Genomic DNA, 14,395 nt, shown 5'->3' with positions numbered 1-14,395 from the left:
GAAATCGAGCAACTAGCAGTATCAGGAGTTGTAATGCTGATCGGAAAACCTGAAGAAACGCATCTGATTGGCAGCACAAACGCACCTGTAACGCAGGCGCCTCTGCCTTGGATTGGACGCGATCGCAGTTGATGCGGGAATAAAAGCAGAACGATGTTCTAGCGTTTACATACCGAATCACTACATTGGGCCGCATGAGTAACAGTTTCGACGATATGCCGTTCTTCGAGGAAGAACCAAACGAGCCGCGCCGCCCGGCACCTGCCGCGCCGGCTGCTGGCGGTCTGGGAATTGCTGCCCGCGCTATGGCTGCACGCGATCAGGCACGTTCCGCACCCGATTATCTCTCAGGCCTCAATCCGGAACAGCGGGATGCCGTGGAGACATTGGACGGACCTGTGCTGGTTCTTGCAGGAGCGGGCACCGGCAAGACCCGCGTGCTGACCACGCGTATTGCCCATATTCTGGCAACCAACCGCGCCTATCCAAGTCAGATCCTCGCCGTGACCTTTACCAACAAGGCCGCCCGCGAAATGAAGGAGCGTATTGGCGTTCTCGTCGGCGGCGCGGTAGAAGGCATGCCGTGGCTCGGCACCTTCCACTCCATTGGCGTGAAACTGCTGCGTCGTCACGCAGAGCTGGTCGGACTGAAATCGGACTTTACCATCCTCGATACGGATGACGTGGTGCGGCTCATCAAGCAGCTCATCCAGGCAGAAGGTCTGGATGACAAACGCTGGCCCGCCAAGCAGTTTGCCGGTATGATCGACAACTGGAAGAACAAGGGCCTGACACCACCGGACATTCCGGAAGGCGACAGTCGCGCTTTCGCCAACGGAAAGGGTCGAGACCTATACACCGCCTATCAGGCGCGTCTGAAGACTCTGAACGCCTGTGACTTCGGCGATCTTCTTCTGCACCCGATCACCATCTTCCGCCGCCATGGCGATATTCTGAAAGACTACCACCAGCGCTTTCGCTACATTCTGGTGGACGAGTATCAGGACACCAACACCGCTCAATATATGTGGCTCCGGCTATTGGCACAGCGCGCCAAAGGAGAGCCTCAGAACGTGTGTTGCGTCGGCGACGACGACCAGTCCATCTACGGCTGGCGCGGCGCGGAGGTGGACAACATCCTGCGCTTCGACAAGGATTTTCCCGGCGCCAGGGTCATCAAGCTGGAGCGCAATTATCGCTCCACCGAGCATATTCTCGGCGCCGCCGGCCATCTGATCGCTCATAATGAAGGCCGCCTCGGCAAGACGCTCTTTACCGATCGTGTCGATCCGAACGACGAGAAGGTCGTGGTCCATGCGGCCTGGGACTCGGAAGAAGAAGCACGCGCCGTTGGCGAAGAGATCGAGGCGTTACAGCGCAATACCAAGCACAATCTGAACGACATGGCGATATTGGTCCGCGCCTCGTTCCAGATGCGTGAGTTCGAAGATCGCTTCGTAACCCTCGGCTTGAATTACCGGGTCATCGGCGGCCCCCGATTCTACGAGCGCATGGAAATCCGCGACGCAATGGCCTACTTCCGTCTCGTCTGCCAACCGGCGGACGATCTGGCCTTCGAGCGTATCGTCAACACCCCAAAGCGCGGTCTGGGTGACACGACCGTTCGCACGCTGCACGACTACGCCCGCGCCCGTGATATTCCCATGCTGGCGGCTGCCGCTGATATTATCGAGACCGATGAGTTGAAGCCCAAGGCACGTAAGGCGCTCTTCGATGTGGTTCAGGATTTCCGCCGCTGGCAAGGTCTTCTTGAAAACACCGAGCACACGGTTCTGGCGGAACAGATCCTCGATGAGAGCGGCTATACGGCCATGTGGCAGGCAGACAAGACAGCGGAAGCGCCTGGACGTCTTGAAAACCTTAAGGAACTTATCCGCTCGATGGAATCCTTCGAGAGCATGCGTGGCTTTCTTGAGCACGTAGCGCTCGTCATGGATGCCGAACAAAACGAGGACCTCGACGCCGTCTCGATCATGACGCTGCACTCTGCCAAAGGTCTCGAATTCGAAACGGTCTTCCTGCCGGGATGGGAAGAAGGCCTGTTTCCGCATCAGCGTTCTTTGGATGAAGGTGGACGTTCCGGCCTGGAAGAAGAGCGGCGACTTGCCTATGTGGGCATTACCCGCGCCAAGCGACGCTGCCACATCTGGTTCGTCTCCAACCGCCGCATTCATGGCCTTTGGCAATCAACCCTGCCCTCCCGCTTCCTGGACGAACTGCCCCCATCGCATGTCGAGGTCACGGCATCGGAGAGCAATTATGGCGGCTATGGTGGCCGCGGCGGCTACGGCCAGTCGCGTTTTGACAAGGCAGACCCGTTTACCAACAACTACTCAACTCCGGGTTGGAAGCGGGCGCAGGCCAATCGCTCCGATGCCACACGCGACAATTGGGGGTCCCGCTCTGGCCATGCGGTGGAGCGGATTGGTTACGGTGAAAGCGGCCCGCGTACCCGCACGATTGAAGGCGAGCTGGTGGCAAAGTCAGTCGCAGATGTCCCTTCGAAATTTGCTGTCGGAGATCGTGTCTTCCACATCAAGTTCGGCAATGGCAACGTCGCGACCGTCGAGGGTAACAAACTGACAATCGATTTTGACCGTGCCGGCCAAAAACGTGTGCTAGACGGCTTCGTGGAAAAGGCCTGACGTCAAATATTCAGGTCGTAATTCTCCGGATCGTCATGATCCGCTACTTCCTCTGCGAGTGATTCTAGGTAATAACAATTGTCATTACCTAGTAATTTCCTCTGAGGATAAATTGCATTTATTCGAAAAACCTAAAAAAATACTTGCTGTTTATCTCATCAACATGGCGGATGCGCATGAGCGCAGGTTGGGCATGTCTGAAAGACTGAGTGCGATCGGCCTGACTGCCGAACGCATCGAGGCGGTCGATGGCAGGGCGTTGACCTTCCCCATTCCGCAGTTCAGTGGAATCTCTTACAAGCTGCTCCATGGCCGCCGCACTTGCCCGCCGGAAGTCGGCTGCTATCTTAGCCACGTAGAGTGCGCCCGCAGACTTTTACGCAGTGGGGCGGACTTTGCTCTCATCCTCGAAGACGACGTCATTTTCCACGACGACTTTCTGGAGGCTGTCGAAGCCGCCGTCGAGAAGAGCGGATCCTGGGATATACTGCGATTGTCGACGGTCAATTCGGGCCGAAAATATCCGTTTCAAAAGCTCACAGCTCAAAGAGCGCTCGCCATCGCCATGACCCGCGAAAAGGGCGCTGGCGCATATGTCATCAATCGTCGAGCGGCCCAATGGATTTCGACCGATCTCGTGCCGATGAGACTTGCATATGACATCGCGTTCGACACCGAATATCTTGCCGGGCTGAAAGCTGCGTTTATCTACCCGGTCTGCGCCACCCAACATGCCGATGCCCGGAGCCAGATCCAGGATAACGTCCGCAGCTATCGACTGCCGGGCTGGCGTTATCTCACCGTGCTTCCCTATCGCGCCTATTTGGAAATAGCGCGGTTCCTGTGCCGCGGCTTCAGGCTGCTACAGGTTAAAACAATTGGCTTCTTTTCGCGTAGTGTGGCCCAGCGACCCGTTCAGCCCGTGATGCTTCCAGCGGAACAGCGCACGTCTTAAGCCGTCGTCTCACCTGGCGTAAAACCGATCAGGTAAACGGCGGCAATGATGACGGCCAGAACGAAGATGGAGATGACGAAGACAGTCATCCGGTTCAGTGGTTTGCGTGTGGTTTTCTTCATGCGCAGACAACCGATCTGTGCGGATTTTGTTCCGGCTTTACGTCATAACCACACAGGATCGAGCCGATGAATGCATTTCATTTTGCTTTCGGCCCGTGAAGCTCTAAAGCGAAGCATCTGAAGGATCAGTTCGAAGAGACGAAGATTCCCATGACGCCGACACGTTCCAACCCGCTTCACCTGGCCGCAGCCTTTGCCAGTGGCGGTCTCTTGACCCTGATGGTGCATTTCAACGGAATGCTTGCCCATTATGGCAACGCTCTCTTTTCATCCTGGACGGCGCATGCCACGGGCACTGTTGCCGCCATCATTATGATGGCCTTGCTTTACCGGAAACGGGCACCAGGACAGGCGACAAAGCCCAAGGCTCCATTGTGGGCCTATCTCGGGGGAATGATCGGCGCGGTGCTTGTGATGTTGACCTCCACGGCGGTAAACTCGCCGCTCGCCCTCTCCGGCACCATCGCGCTCGGATTGGCGGGACAGGTCATTTTCAGCCTCGCGGCGGATTTCTGGGGTTTGTTTGGTCTGCCAAAACGACGTCCGCAAGGCCAAGACATTCTGGTAATCGCCCTGATCCTCGGCGGCAGCGCTCTTATCATTCTCATAGGAAGAGCGACATGATCGTCTGGATCGCCATGGCTTTCGTCGGGGGCGTCTTCGTGTCGCTCAGCCGCCAGATCAACGGGCGTCTCAGCCTGTCCACTTCACCGCTCACCGCATCCTTCTGGAATCACTTTGTCGGACTTGCGGTTCTGACTTTGCTGGGGCTTTTTATTGGTGGCCTGTTCCCTGAAGGCGCGACTGAAGCGCCGTGGTACGCTTTCATCGGCGGTCCGATCGGCGTGGTCTTCATCGCCTCGGGAAGTTGGCTCATCGCGCGCATCGGCGCGGTCAACACCGCGCTTCTCGTCATCAGCGGCCAGATGGTATCCGGCGTGGCGCTGGATTTCCTGAGCGACCAGCCGCCGAAAATCTGGGCGACGGCACTCGGTGTGCTCCTCATCCTCGCCGGCATGGTGCTGACGCAACGGCGACGCTGAAGCGATTTCATAAAGCACGGTCCGCGCGAAAGAGTTCGGCGGATACACGACCGAAAATGCAGAAAACGGGTTAAAGCAGGTCTGGTAAAATCAAGTTCATCGGACCTGCTTTGAAGCGTGAGGCGCGGAGCCCTAAAATCCGCGATCGGTTTTAGCTCTTGCCGAACAGGCTACCGAACAAGGTTTTGCCACCGCTCTTTCCACCGCTGCTGGCAGCCATGGCAGATGGACGTCCATTCAACTTCGGCACGACGATCAGGCGCTTGACTTCTCCGCGTTTGAAAGCCGCGAGAAATTTCGGATATTCCTTGAAGACGACGCAGCCATTCGATTCACCACGCTTCGCCAGCATGTAGGTATGCGCCAGAAGACCGTTGCGGCCATGTGGGTTCACGCCGTTTTCCGGTGTAAGGCGAATCGCCTCGACACCATGGAAAAGCGATTCACGCATCGTCAGACGGTAACTGGAAGGCGGTGTCGCGCCGCGCATCTTCACGTGAACGAAATCGGGATTGTCGCGCATCTTGCCGATGCCCGAATGGGCCTCAAGCTTCTCGCCGCTGGGGAGATGCACAACACCTGCGGAGATATCATATATAGCCGTTCCATTGCCACGGTCCGGCCACGGAACAGCGTCCATTTTCGTTTCGCGCATCGGATTGTCTGGCTTGGCAAAGGCCACCATCGTGGACGTTGCAGGCTGCTGCACCGGCGGTCTGACGGGTGTTGGGATGGTGGCAGGCGTAGCGACTGTCTTTTCGGCGACCGGTGGAAGGTCAGGTCGCGGCATCGGCTCTACTTCGATTGCCTTGGCAATCTCGGGGCGGAAACTTGGCAGTGGAACCGTCTCTGGCAGAAGGTCGATTTCGTCTTCCGCCGCTGGTTGCGGACGTCCAAGCGCCGCAGCGAATGCCGGATGTTCCTTCTCTGTCGGCGTTTCCAGCATGGCGGTTTCAGGGCCGCGTCCAAGCGCCGAATCGACGATAGCCGAAGGGCGAAGCGCCGCAAGCTCCTTCACTGTCGCTTGCCCTTGAGCATCGATGGCGGCGGCACCGAAACGCGCGGCAAAAAGCTTGGCGGTGAGGTGATGCTCCGCTGCAAGGCGAGTCATTTTCTGGTGACTTTCAGCGCTGGCCGAAAGCCTGGAAAATTTGTGAACGTGGATAGTCGGCTGAGCGGCATCGGACGGATCGCTTGAGGGACGATCCAGACGCGCAACCAGCGTTTTCTCAAAACCGCGCGCACCATGCGAGGCCTGCGCCATCCCGTGCAGGGAGGCAAAAGCCGCGATTGCGCAGACGCTGGCAAGAACTCCGCCGCCCATAAGGGCAGAGAAGCCACCGCTGGAAAGAGCGGCACGTTTTTTGGCTGGGGACGCGCCGCGCACGGGGCGACCCTGATAGGTCACGACTGATGACGCCATGATACTCGTTACTCGAACCGTTTACGCAAAACCGGCCTATGGCCAGCGACTTGGTGTTGGCTTCGAATGCAAGGAGCGAATCGCACCAACTTCGAAGTGAACAGGTCCGAAGCATGCCGAATTATGGTAACCAAAGTCTTTACGAGTCCCCTGAAAACGCTGTCCCTGAAGCGTGAGCTGTGGTCATGCAGGTAAGATTCGATGTTCGCGCCGGTTTTTTCGGACGTCGAAACCAAAGAGCAAGGCTGTCAGCGCCGCACAAACCGGCTTTGTCTGGATCCCCTCTTCTAGAGAAGCCAGTATCTTTTGACTTAGCCGAAAATGGGGCGATAGCGGCGGCACCGGCTTTCATTTTACTTGAAAGCCTTTAAGCTCGACCTGCTCCGACACGTTCAGGGAAGACACATGAAAGCGCTATTACTGATCGACATCCAGAACGGTTTTTGCCCGGGTGGAAATCTTCCCGTTGTCGATGGAGACAAAGTCGTACCTATCGCCAATGCTCTGATCGAGAATGGCGGCTACGACCTGATCGTCGCCTCCCAGGATTGGCATCCGGCCAACCACGGCAGCTTTGCATCTCAGCATCCGGGAACGCAGCCCTTCGAGATGGGTGAGCTGTCAGGCAAAGCGCAAGTCATGTGGCCAGACCATTGCGTGCAGGGAACCACCGATGCGGAGTTTCATCCCGATCTCAATATTCAGGCCTTCGATTTCATCCAGCAAAAGGGCGAGAACCCTGCCGTCGACAGCTATTCCGCCTTTCGCGATAACGATAAGTGGGCAACCACCGGCCTTGCGGACTATCTTGGCCGCCAGGGTGTGACCGTTCTCGATATTTGCGGCCTTGCAACCGATTACTGCGTCAGTTTCTCGGCGCTAGATGCGCGCGACATGCTTCCGGGTGTTAAGGTGCGCTTCATTGAGGACGCGAGCCGAGGCATCGATCCGGAGGGCATCAAGGCCGCCATTGCAGCCATGCGTGCCAAGGGTGTAGCGGTCGTCAATAGCACCGATATTCTGATGGCCTGAGCCGTCAGCGGCCATGCAAGGGCTGCTCCAGCACATCGATGTCAGAGGCGGCATCGTCCATGCGGCGCAAGATCACAGCTTGCGCGTCCCTTAAACCCTGATTGTAGAACTGAGGGCCGATTACCTGCGCAAGGTGGTCCACCAGCATTTCGCTTTGCAACCCGCTGATATCCACGTCGAGTTCGCTGACCAGATAGTCCCGAACGAGCTTGGTCATTGCTGCTTTCTGCTGTTTATCGACTTTGAGTTCCACAATGATGATCTCCTACAGCATTGGGCTTTGTGCGTCTAAAAAGACGGGACCGCGCTCCAAGCCAAGTCAGCTTAATTTCAGCTTCAAATAAATCAATCGAGCCATTCCGTATTTTTGTTTGTGCTGGTGTCGCCAAGGCTGTAGGTCAACAGCTATTCAATGTTCTCCGGTGCAGGACCGGCTCCCCATGACCCAGTCACCTTTCAGGTCAGGCATCCGCCTTGGCCTTCCCGTCGCTCTTGCCGTCTTGCCCTTCGGCGCGCTGTTTGGCGCCGTCGCGATCGACAATGGCCTAACCATTTATGAAGCAACGCTGATGAGCGGCATCATCTACGCAGGCGCCAGCCAACTCGTCGGCATCGAGCTTTTCAATCAAAACTTGCCCGCTTGGCTCGTGGTCCTGTCGATCTTCGCCGTCAATTTTCGGCACGTACTCTATTCGGCCGCCATGGTTCGCATCGTTCCGGAGTGGTCCTTCGCCCGCAAGGCGATAGGCTTTTTCTTTCTCGTCGACCCGCAATTTGCCGAATCCGTCCGGCAGAAGGAAATACACGGGCAAGTGCGTTATGCCCTCTATATGGGCTACGCCTTAGTGGTCTATGTGCTGTGGATGATCTCGACGGTCGTCGGTGCATCGCTTGGCAATCTTGTCGGCGATCCGAAGGCGCTCGGCTTCGATGTGCTGCTACCCATCTATTTCATGGGCATGGTTCTCGGTTTCCGTAAGCGCGACAGCTTCTACCCCGTCATGCTGGCAAGTGCGGTCGGCGCGATCGCGTCCTTCCACTTCGTCGGCTCGCCATGGCATGTGAGCATCGGCGCGATGACCGGCATCATCATCGCCGTTATTCTGCCGCCTGCCAAAACCAAAAATGCGGACAGTGAGGTGCAAACGTCATGAGCGAGTTTTTCCATCTTCAGACGCTGATCATCATCTTTGCCGGCGCTGTCGCGACCTATCTCACCCGCGTTGGCGGCTACGTGTTGATGACGCGGCTGAAATCCATCCCACCCCGCGTGGAGGCCGGACTAAACGCCGTGCCTGTCGCGGTTCTGACCACGCTTGTGGCGCCGGCCTTCTTCGAGGGCGGCTATGACGTGAAACTCGGCATGATCGTGGCCCTGATCGTCGGTTTACGCTTTCCCGGACTGATCATGCTGTTTGCTGGCTGGGCATTGGTCGTGGCGTTGCGGCATTTTCAGCTCGCGTGAGCTAAAAATGCCGCCAAAAGCGTGACGTTACAAAGCCTCGGTCGCAGCCGTCAGCCACTGCTTGACGCTCTCATCGCTGATCAACGGCAGCAGCTTTTCCCGCGTCTTGGCGTGATAGTCGTTCAGCCAATTGCGCTCGTCCTCCGTCAGCAAAGAAACAACGATTAGCCTGCGGTCGATCGGACACCACGTCAGCGTTTCGAAGGAAAGCATGGGCTGGTCGCCACCTTCGATCGATTGCGCCTCCCGCACATAGATCAGGTTTTCGATACGAATGCCGAAGGCACCAGGTCTGTAGTAGCCGGGCTCGTTGGAGAGGATCATACCGGGCAGCAGTTCCTGCTGAGATACGCGCGAGATGCGCTGCGGACCCTCATGCACCGACAGGTAGGAGCCGACGCCATGGCCCGTGCCGTGGCCGTAATCGGCGCCTGCCTTCCACAATGCAATGCGCGCCAGCGGATCGAGATCGCAACCGCGCGTGCCTTTCGGAAACTTCGCGTCACTGATGGCAATAACGCCCTTCAACACCAGGGTAAAGAAGCGCTTCTGCTCCTCAGGCACAGAGCCGATGGCGACAGTGCGGGTGATATCCGTCGTGCCGTTTATATATTGCGCGCCGGAATCGACCAGGAACATCTCGCCATTCTGCAGAGTGCGATCCGTGTCGGTGGTCACGCGGTAATGAATGATTGCGGCATTCGGGCCGGAACCGGAAATCGTATCGAAGGAAATATCTTTGAGCGGGTTCTGCATCGCCTGCCCAAGCTTGGCACGTGTCTGCTCCAGCATCTTCACCGCTTGGATTTCCGTCACAGTGCCGGGCTGCTGGGCATCGAGCCAGGCCAGATACTCGACCATAGCCGCACCGTCCTGAATATGGGCAGCGGTGGAACCGGCAAGCTCTGCCTCGTTCTTGCAGGCCCGTGGCAGCTTCACCGGATCCGTGGCCTCTACGACCGAGCCTCCCGTATCCTTGATGATCCGCGTCAGCGCCACCGGCACCACATCAGCGTCAACCAAGATCGTCGCGCCTTTCTCCGCAAGGCTGCGAAGCATCGGCTTGATCTCTCCCGGCGTCTGAAGTTCACCGAGGTCGCGAAGATAGTCTTTGACCTCGTCATTCGTTTTTCGCTCATCCAGGAACAGATCAGCCTTGCCGTCCGCATGGATAATGGCGCGGGCAAGCGGATGCGGCGTGTGCGGAACGTCGTTGCCGCGAATATTGAATATCCAGGCAATCGAAGACGGATCGGTGACCAGAACTGCATCTGCCTTCCGGCCTTTAGCCTCAGCCGCAACCGCCCCGATCTTGTCGCGCGCGGGGGTACCGGTAAAAGCATCCGGCTGAATCGTCACCGGCTCGAGAGGCTCCGCTGGACGCCCTTCCCACAATGGATCGAGCGGATTGGCAGCAAGCAGGACCACCGAGCCCCCCTTCTCCTCCAGCGCTTTTTCAAGACGCGACAACTCGGCGCTCGTGTGAAGCCACGGATCGATGCCTAGGCGAAATCCCGCGGACGCATTGTCGGCAAGCCATCGTGCGGGAGGCGCACCAACAAGGTCGCCGCCCGTGAAGACCGATGGATCGACCTGCGCCACAAGCTGCGTCGTGTAACGACCATCGACGAATACGATAGCCTCGGATCGCGTCACCAGCACCACGCCGGCAGATCCGGTAAAGCCGCTGAGCCACGCCATCCGCTCGGCGCATTCGGGAACATATTCACCCTGATACTCGTCAGCACGGGGAATAAGAAAACCATCAATTCCGAGCGTATCGAATGTCGCGCGTAGCGCCTCCACGCGAGCTTTGCCGAATTGTGGAGCGGATTTGTTGTCGAAGGACTGAAACATGGAATGCTTTCTAAATCGTCAGTGTGGCCGAGCATATCCCGGCAGCGTCTTGAACGTCCAGACCTAAGCACAGGCGCTTTTGAATGCAGCCGATCCGCACAAACTGTAGGCAACTAGCAAGATTTTCGACGCCGAGATGGATGAGCGTTGCAAAAATTGCATAGCAAGGATGCCGAAGCGTCTATGGCCTGCAACGCCGGTATGGCTTAAGGTCCAAAGCATCGAAAGGGCGACAAAACGCCCGTGAACAAGGATGTCTACAATGTCGAAGTCGATCTTTCGCACAGCATTCGAGCGCGTCGTTGAGGCCCGCCAGCGTCAGGCCGATCGCCATGTCAGCAGCGCAATGCTCAATCTCGACGCGACCACGATCGCCGCTTTCGGCACCACACGTGAAGAGCTTCGTCGTAAGGCAAAATCCACTTACGTATTTTGATCATCAATCGGGTCTTCTCCTCCCAAGCCCGATTTGAAAAGAATACGTTTATCCGCTTGAGCCTCTCCTCCCAAGGTTCGCGGATTCGGTCAGAAGGACCGATTGAAAAGGCGGCGCGCGAGCGTCGCCTTTTTCAGTGTCTCAGAAGGCATCCCGGCGAAGATGGATCGTGACCCAGCCATTGCGCCAGATCGTGCGTATATGGCTGAGCTTCATGCCATTATAAGCAGACAGGACCTTCCAGCGCTGGGTGCTCAAGATACCGGACAGGATGACCGTGCCGCCGGGCGCCAGATGCGCAACGAGCTGCGGTGCCATCTTGATCAAAGGACGCGCCAAGATATTGGCGATAATCAGATCGAACGGCCCATGCCGGCGAAAGGAGTCCGAATGGAACCCGGGCGCGGTCTCGAAAGATATTCCGGAGACGATGCCGTTCAGCCGCGCATTTTCCTTCGCGACCCGGATCGCGATCGGATCGATGTCCGTGGCCAGCACAGGAACTTTACGCATTTTCGCGGCAGCGATTGCCAGCACTCCGCTTCCCGTTCCCAGATCGAGCGCATTGCGGATGGTACGGGCGCGTAGCACATCCTCGATCATTTCTAGGCAACCTGCCGTGGTGCCGTGGTGTCCGGTCCCGAACGCCTGCCCCGCCTCGATCTCGATGGCCAAATCGTTTGGTCGAACCTTGTCGCGATCATGCGACCCGTGAACGAGGAAGCGCCCTGCTCTCACCGGCTTCAGCCCTTCTAGCGATTTGGCGATCCAGTCGACATCGGGAATGACTTCGCGCTCGATGACGAGGTGCGGAAAGGACGCCTGTAGCAAGGACGCAAAGCGCTCCGCGATCTCTTCTTCCTGCTCGCGCAGCATATAGATCGACGCTTCCCAGATATCGCGCTTCTCATCCACTTCGGTGGTCGCAATCGCAATATCTTCCTCGCCGAAAACCTCAGACATCACGTCGAGCACATCGCCTGCCTGAACTTCGGTTGTGGTGACATAGAGACGGATTTCGCTCACGGCTGACGCTTTCTCAAAACCTGGCTGGTTGACGCGTCAGCCTTTGCCACAAAACACACACCAATCCAATGGAGCGAAGCGAGTTTCTTGCGCGGCCCGCTTAGGATTTGACGAGATTTTGCAGCTTCTGGACGGCGATATCCGGATTTTCGCCGTAGGCAATCGTCCCGGCAAACGAGCCATCGGGCCGAAGCAGGATCACTGAGGCGGTATGATCCATCGTATAATCGCCATTCGGCTCCTTCTCATCGACCGGCACCTTCTTGGCGTAGATGCGATAGCCTTTCAGCGTTTCAGCAATCTTGTCCGGAGCCCCGGTAATACCGGTAATGCGCTTTGAGACATTGGAAATATATTGGTTCATCACCTCGGGCGTGTCCCGCTCGGGATCTACGGAGACGAAATAGGCTTGCAGCTTGTCGCCTGTCGGGTCCACCTTTTCCATCCAGCCATTCAACTCGAACAGCGTTGTCGGGCAAACCTCGGGGCAATGCGTAAAACCAAAAAACAACGCTGTCGGCTTGCCCTGAAAAGCCTTTTCGGTAATCGGCTGGCCGTTCTGAGCGACCAGCTGGAACGGAACGCCATAGGCTTCCTCCACCATCTGTTCGCGACTCTTGGTCAATTCAACAGTCAACCAGCCCATGACGCCCAAAAGAACGACCACGGCACCCCAGAGCGCAAGACGGATCGATTTCATGCTTTTTCCTCACCATGCCACACGCAATGTCCGAGAGTATGGTGCGGATGATCGCGAACCGCTCTCGATTGGCGCCAAGCGCCCTAAACCGCTTGATAACCAAGCCTTCGACATTGCGCAAATCAACATCGGCTTGAAAGTCAAACCGCGCTGTTTTGTCCCAGTACCATGAAAGAAAGGAAATGAGCGTAGAGGCCCGTCAAAAACACCAGGCAATGCCGTTTTGTACCGAAGCGATGAAGATGTCCGTGCCGTGCCGCAGCCAGCCGTCGAAGGTTGCCACTGACACATAAAGAAATGCTGCTGTTGCAGCAGCGCCAAGAAGCAACTTTCCGGTGTTGGACGATAATCCGCTCATCGCCAAACAATACTGCAATATCCTTGCCAGGCAAAGTGCAAAGCTCGGTAACAAGAGGTTTGAATGTATTCGTTAGTGAAAGTTTAAACGATTCTTGCCATCATGTTCGCCAGCGGTCCGCGTAAGCGCACGACATGATGTCACCGGGTTCAACTGGACACCGCATTCATCTTCCCAAACAAGCGGCCCGCCAGAGAGCCGCCAGGACAAGCAACGACCATGTCGAACGCCATCAAACAATCCGGCGCATACCTCGAAATCGTTTCCTTCCATCTCGGCGATCAGGAATTCTGCATCGACATCATGGCGATCCGCGAAATTCGCGGTTGGGCGCCAGTCACGCCGATGCCCCACACCCCGCCTTACGTTCTCGGCCTCATAAACCTTCGTGGCGCAGTTATCCCGGTTATCGACATGGCTTGCCGCCTTGGCATGAAGATGACCGAACCGTCCGAACGCTCCGCAATTATCGTCACCGATATTGGCGGCAAACTGGTCGGCCTTCTGGTCGAACAGGTATCCGATATGATGACCATCCGCTCGGAAGACCTCCAGCCTGCCCCGGAAATCATTCCTGAAGAGCAGCGCAATTTCTGCCGCGGCATCGTGGCGCTGGAAAAGAGTATGGTCTGCTTCCTCAACCTCGACACGGTCATCGCCGACGAACTGTCGCGCGAAGCTGCCTAACGACCGGTCTTGACGAATTTCATAAAACGGCGGGCCTTCGGGTCCGCCGTTTTTCGTTGAGTGCGAACAGTCCGCGCACGTCCCAAGTCTTAAGGCTTACCGTTCTTCCATGTGACCGTCTGCCCATAGAGTGGCACGGTCGAGATCGCCATCTTAGCCGAGCCATCGGTAAGCTCGCGGGTGTGGACCAGATAGATCAGGGCGTCATTGGCCTTATCGTAAATCCGGTTGACGACCATTTTCTTCCACACGAGCGACATGCCCTGACGGAAAACTTCCTCCCCACCCTTGGAAAGATCGATATCGTCAACTTCGACCGGCCCGGTCTGGCTGCACGAAATGGCGTTATTGGAAGGGTCTTCGAACCAGTTGCCGTTTTTTAGCCGGTCGATCACGCCGCGGTCGAAATAGGTAATGTGGCAAGTAACACCCTTTACCTTGGGATCGGCAATGGCCTCCACAACGATATCGTTGCCGGTCCAGTCCACGCCGACCTTGCCCACCACCTGCGCCAGTGCGCCGAGCGGAGCAAGCACAAGCCCCGCCACCAGAATTGCCCGAAACTTCTTTGAAACCATCGCCTTTACCTCCATGTCTGCAACAACAGATAGGGTGGCGCGCGACG

Annotated in this window: 17 protein-coding genes; 9 read left to right on the top strand and 8 right to left on the bottom strand. The window is 57.1% G+C overall.

Annotated features, from left to right (window positions below):
* The first annotated feature begins 194 nt into the window (after positions 1-194).
* Together QZ869_RS03880 and QZ869_RS03875 are read left to right on the top strand one after the other, a co-directional pair.
* On the top strand, positions 195-2,666 hold the full coding sequence (locus tag QZ869_RS03880; protein WP_296102529.1) for an ATP-dependent helicase: 2,472 nt from the start codon (positions 195-197) through the stop codon (positions 2,664-2,666).
* A 112-nt stretch (positions 2,667-2,778) separates the two neighbouring features.
* Entirely contained in the window at positions 2,779-3,621 is an 843-nt protein-coding gene (locus tag QZ869_RS03875) for a glycosyltransferase family 25 protein (protein ID WP_296102527.1), read from the top strand.
* On the opposite strand, the gene QZ869_RS03870 is transcribed toward QZ869_RS03875, so the two are convergent.
* Positions 3,618-3,743 (bottom strand): hypothetical protein, encoded by a 126-nt coding sequence (locus QZ869_RS03870; protein ID WP_296014042.1) that lies wholly within the window; start codon positions 3,741-3,743, stop codon positions 3,618-3,620. The two genes, QZ869_RS03875 and QZ869_RS03870, sit on opposite strands and share 4 nt — an antisense overlap.
* A 150-nt stretch (positions 3,744-3,893) precedes the next feature.
* Between QZ869_RS03870 and QZ869_RS03865 the strand changes: the two genes are divergently transcribed.
* Together QZ869_RS03865 and QZ869_RS03860 are read left to right on the top strand one after the other, a co-directional pair.
* Complete coding sequence (locus tag QZ869_RS03865) at positions 3,894-4,367, top strand: DMT family transporter (protein ID WP_296102525.1); 474 nt, start codon at positions 3,894-3,896, stop codon at positions 4,365-4,367.
* Positions 4,364-4,786: a DMT family transporter gene (locus tag QZ869_RS03860; protein ID WP_296039569.1), complete on the top strand. Its 423-nt coding sequence runs from the start codon at positions 4,364-4,366 to the stop codon at positions 4,784-4,786. The genes QZ869_RS03865 and QZ869_RS03860 overlap by 4 nt, the downstream gene beginning before the upstream one ends.
* Before the next feature lie 151 nt (positions 4,787-4,937).
* Here the strand turns inward: QZ869_RS03860 and QZ869_RS03855 are convergent, their stop codons facing one another.
* Positions 4,938-6,209 (bottom strand): tlde1 domain-containing protein, encoded by a 1,272-nt coding sequence (locus QZ869_RS03855; protein ID WP_296102524.1) that lies wholly within the window; start codon positions 6,207-6,209, stop codon positions 4,938-4,940.
* A gap of 405 nt (positions 6,210-6,614) precedes the next feature.
* Here QZ869_RS03855 and pncA point away from each other — a divergent pair, with 405 nt between their 5' ends.
* A complete protein-coding gene (pncA, locus tag QZ869_RS03850) occupies positions 6,615-7,241 on the top strand; it encodes a bifunctional nicotinamidase/pyrazinamidase (RefSeq protein WP_296102523.1) in 627 nt (208 codons plus the stop codon).
* 4 nt (positions 7,242-7,245) lie between these two features.
* Here pncA and QZ869_RS03845 read toward each other — a convergent pair whose 3' ends face one another.
* The gene (locus tag QZ869_RS03845) at positions 7,246-7,494 is read right to left on the bottom strand and encodes a DUF2164 domain-containing protein (protein ID WP_296102522.1); all 249 of its coding nucleotides are present in this window, start codon (positions 7,492-7,494) and stop codon (positions 7,246-7,248) included.
* Positions 7,495-7,681: 187 nt separating this feature from the next.
* Between QZ869_RS03845 and QZ869_RS03840 the strand changes: the two genes are divergently transcribed.
* The gene (locus QZ869_RS03840; protein WP_296102521.1) at positions 7,682-8,395 is read left to right on the top strand and encodes an AzlC family ABC transporter permease; all 714 of its coding nucleotides are present in this window, start codon (positions 7,682-7,684) and stop codon (positions 8,393-8,395) included.
* Positions 8,392-8,706 (top strand): AzlD family protein, encoded by a 315-nt coding sequence (locus QZ869_RS03835; RefSeq protein ID WP_296014032.1) that lies wholly within the window; start codon positions 8,392-8,394, stop codon positions 8,704-8,706. Before QZ869_RS03840 ends, QZ869_RS03835 begins: the two co-directional genes overlap by 4 nt.
* Before the next feature lie 27 nt (positions 8,707-8,733).
* On the opposite strand, the gene QZ869_RS03830 is transcribed toward QZ869_RS03835, so the two are convergent.
* A complete protein-coding gene (locus QZ869_RS03830; protein WP_296102520.1) occupies positions 8,734-10,563 on the bottom strand; it encodes an aminopeptidase P family protein in 1,830 nt (609 codons plus the stop codon).
* A gap of 262 nt (positions 10,564-10,825) precedes the next feature.
* Here QZ869_RS03830 and QZ869_RS03825 point away from each other — a divergent pair, with 262 nt between their 5' ends.
* Positions 10,826-10,999 carry a hypothetical protein gene (locus QZ869_RS03825; protein ID WP_296014029.1) on the top strand — a complete coding sequence of 58 codons (174 nt, stop codon included), beginning with the start codon at positions 10,826-10,828 and terminating at the stop codon, positions 10,997-10,999.
* A gap of 141 nt (positions 11,000-11,140) precedes the next feature.
* On the opposite strand, the gene QZ869_RS03820 is transcribed toward QZ869_RS03825, so the two are convergent.
* The 3 genes from QZ869_RS03820 to QZ869_RS03810 form a co-directional block, all read right to left on the bottom strand.
* Entirely contained in the window at positions 11,141-12,025 is an 885-nt protein-coding gene (locus QZ869_RS03820) for a 50S ribosomal protein L11 methyltransferase (RefSeq protein ID WP_296039557.1), read from the bottom strand.
* A 100-nt stretch (positions 12,026-12,125) separates the two neighbouring features.
* Positions 12,126-12,725 carry an SCO family protein gene (locus QZ869_RS03815; protein ID WP_296076215.1) on the bottom strand — a complete coding sequence of 200 codons (600 nt, stop codon included), beginning with the start codon at positions 12,723-12,725 and terminating at the stop codon, positions 12,126-12,128.
* A gap of 199 nt (positions 12,726-12,924) precedes the next feature.
* The gene (locus tag QZ869_RS03810; protein ID WP_296014025.1) at positions 12,925-13,083 is read right to left on the bottom strand and encodes a hypothetical protein; all 159 of its coding nucleotides are present in this window, start codon (positions 13,081-13,083) and stop codon (positions 12,925-12,927) included.
* A gap of 219 nt (positions 13,084-13,302) precedes the next feature.
* Here QZ869_RS03810 and QZ869_RS03805 point away from each other — a divergent pair, with 219 nt between their 5' ends.
* Positions 13,303-13,770 carry a chemotaxis protein CheW gene (locus QZ869_RS03805; RefSeq protein ID WP_062426540.1) on the top strand — a complete coding sequence of 156 codons (468 nt, stop codon included), beginning with the start codon at positions 13,303-13,305 and terminating at the stop codon, positions 13,768-13,770.
* Between the two features lie 89 nt (positions 13,771-13,859).
* Here QZ869_RS03805 and QZ869_RS03800 read toward each other — a convergent pair whose 3' ends face one another.
* Complete coding sequence (locus tag QZ869_RS03800; protein ID WP_296014023.1) at positions 13,860-14,348, bottom strand: CreA family protein; 489 nt, start codon at positions 14,346-14,348, stop codon at positions 13,860-13,862.
* Positions 14,349-14,395 lie beyond the last annotated feature (47 nt).

The organism is uncultured Agrobacterium sp. (assembly GCF_913777885.1).
Classification (GTDB): Bacteria; Pseudomonadota; Alphaproteobacteria; order Rhizobiales; family Rhizobiaceae; genus Agrobacterium.
Note: the sequence above shows the minus strand (reverse complement) of the source record. Positions and strands in the feature narration are given on the sequence as shown.

Coding starts and splice junctions, on each gene's coding strand:
- QZ869_RS03880 (WP_296102529.1), top strand. CDS start 195: ATGAGTAACAGTTTCGACGATATGCCGTTCTTCGAGGAAGAACCAAAC.
- QZ869_RS03870 (WP_296014042.1), bottom strand. CDS start 3,743: ATGAAGAAAACCACACGCAAACCACTGAACCGGATGACTGTCTTCGTC.
- QZ869_RS03865 (WP_296102525.1), top strand. CDS start 3,894: ATGACGCCGACACGTTCCAACCCGCTTCACCTGGCCGCAGCCTTTGCC.
- QZ869_RS03860 (WP_296039569.1), top strand. CDS start 4,364: ATGATCGTCTGGATCGCCATGGCTTTCGTCGGGGGCGTCTTCGTGTCG.
- QZ869_RS03855 (WP_296102524.1), bottom strand. CDS start 6,209: ATGGCGTCATCAGTCGTGACCTATCAGGGTCGCCCCGTGCGCGGCGCG.
- pncA (WP_296102523.1), top strand. CDS start 6,615: ATGAAAGCGCTATTACTGATCGACATCCAGAACGGTTTTTGCCCGGGT.
- QZ869_RS03840 (WP_296102521.1), top strand. CDS start 7,682: ATGACCCAGTCACCTTTCAGGTCAGGCATCCGCCTTGGCCTTCCCGTC.
- QZ869_RS03835 (WP_296014032.1), top strand. CDS start 8,392: ATGAGCGAGTTTTTCCATCTTCAGACGCTGATCATCATCTTTGCCGGC.
- QZ869_RS03830 (WP_296102520.1), bottom strand. CDS start 10,563: ATGTTTCAGTCCTTCGACAACAAATCCGCTCCACAATTCGGCAAAGCT.
- QZ869_RS03825 (WP_296014029.1), top strand. CDS start 10,826: ATGTCGAAGTCGATCTTTCGCACAGCATTCGAGCGCGTCGTTGAGGCC.
- QZ869_RS03815 (WP_296076215.1), bottom strand. CDS start 12,725: ATGAAATCGATCCGTCTTGCGCTCTGGGGTGCCGTGGTCGTTCTTTTG.
- QZ869_RS03810 (WP_296014025.1), bottom strand. CDS start 13,083: ATGAGCGGATTATCGTCCAACACCGGAAAGTTGCTTCTTGGCGCTGCT.
- QZ869_RS03805 (WP_062426540.1), top strand. CDS start 13,303: ATGTCGAACGCCATCAAACAATCCGGCGCATACCTCGAAATCGTTTCC.
- QZ869_RS03800 (WP_296014023.1), bottom strand. CDS start 14,348: ATGGTTTCAAAGAAGTTTCGGGCAATTCTGGTGGCGGGGCTTGTGCTT.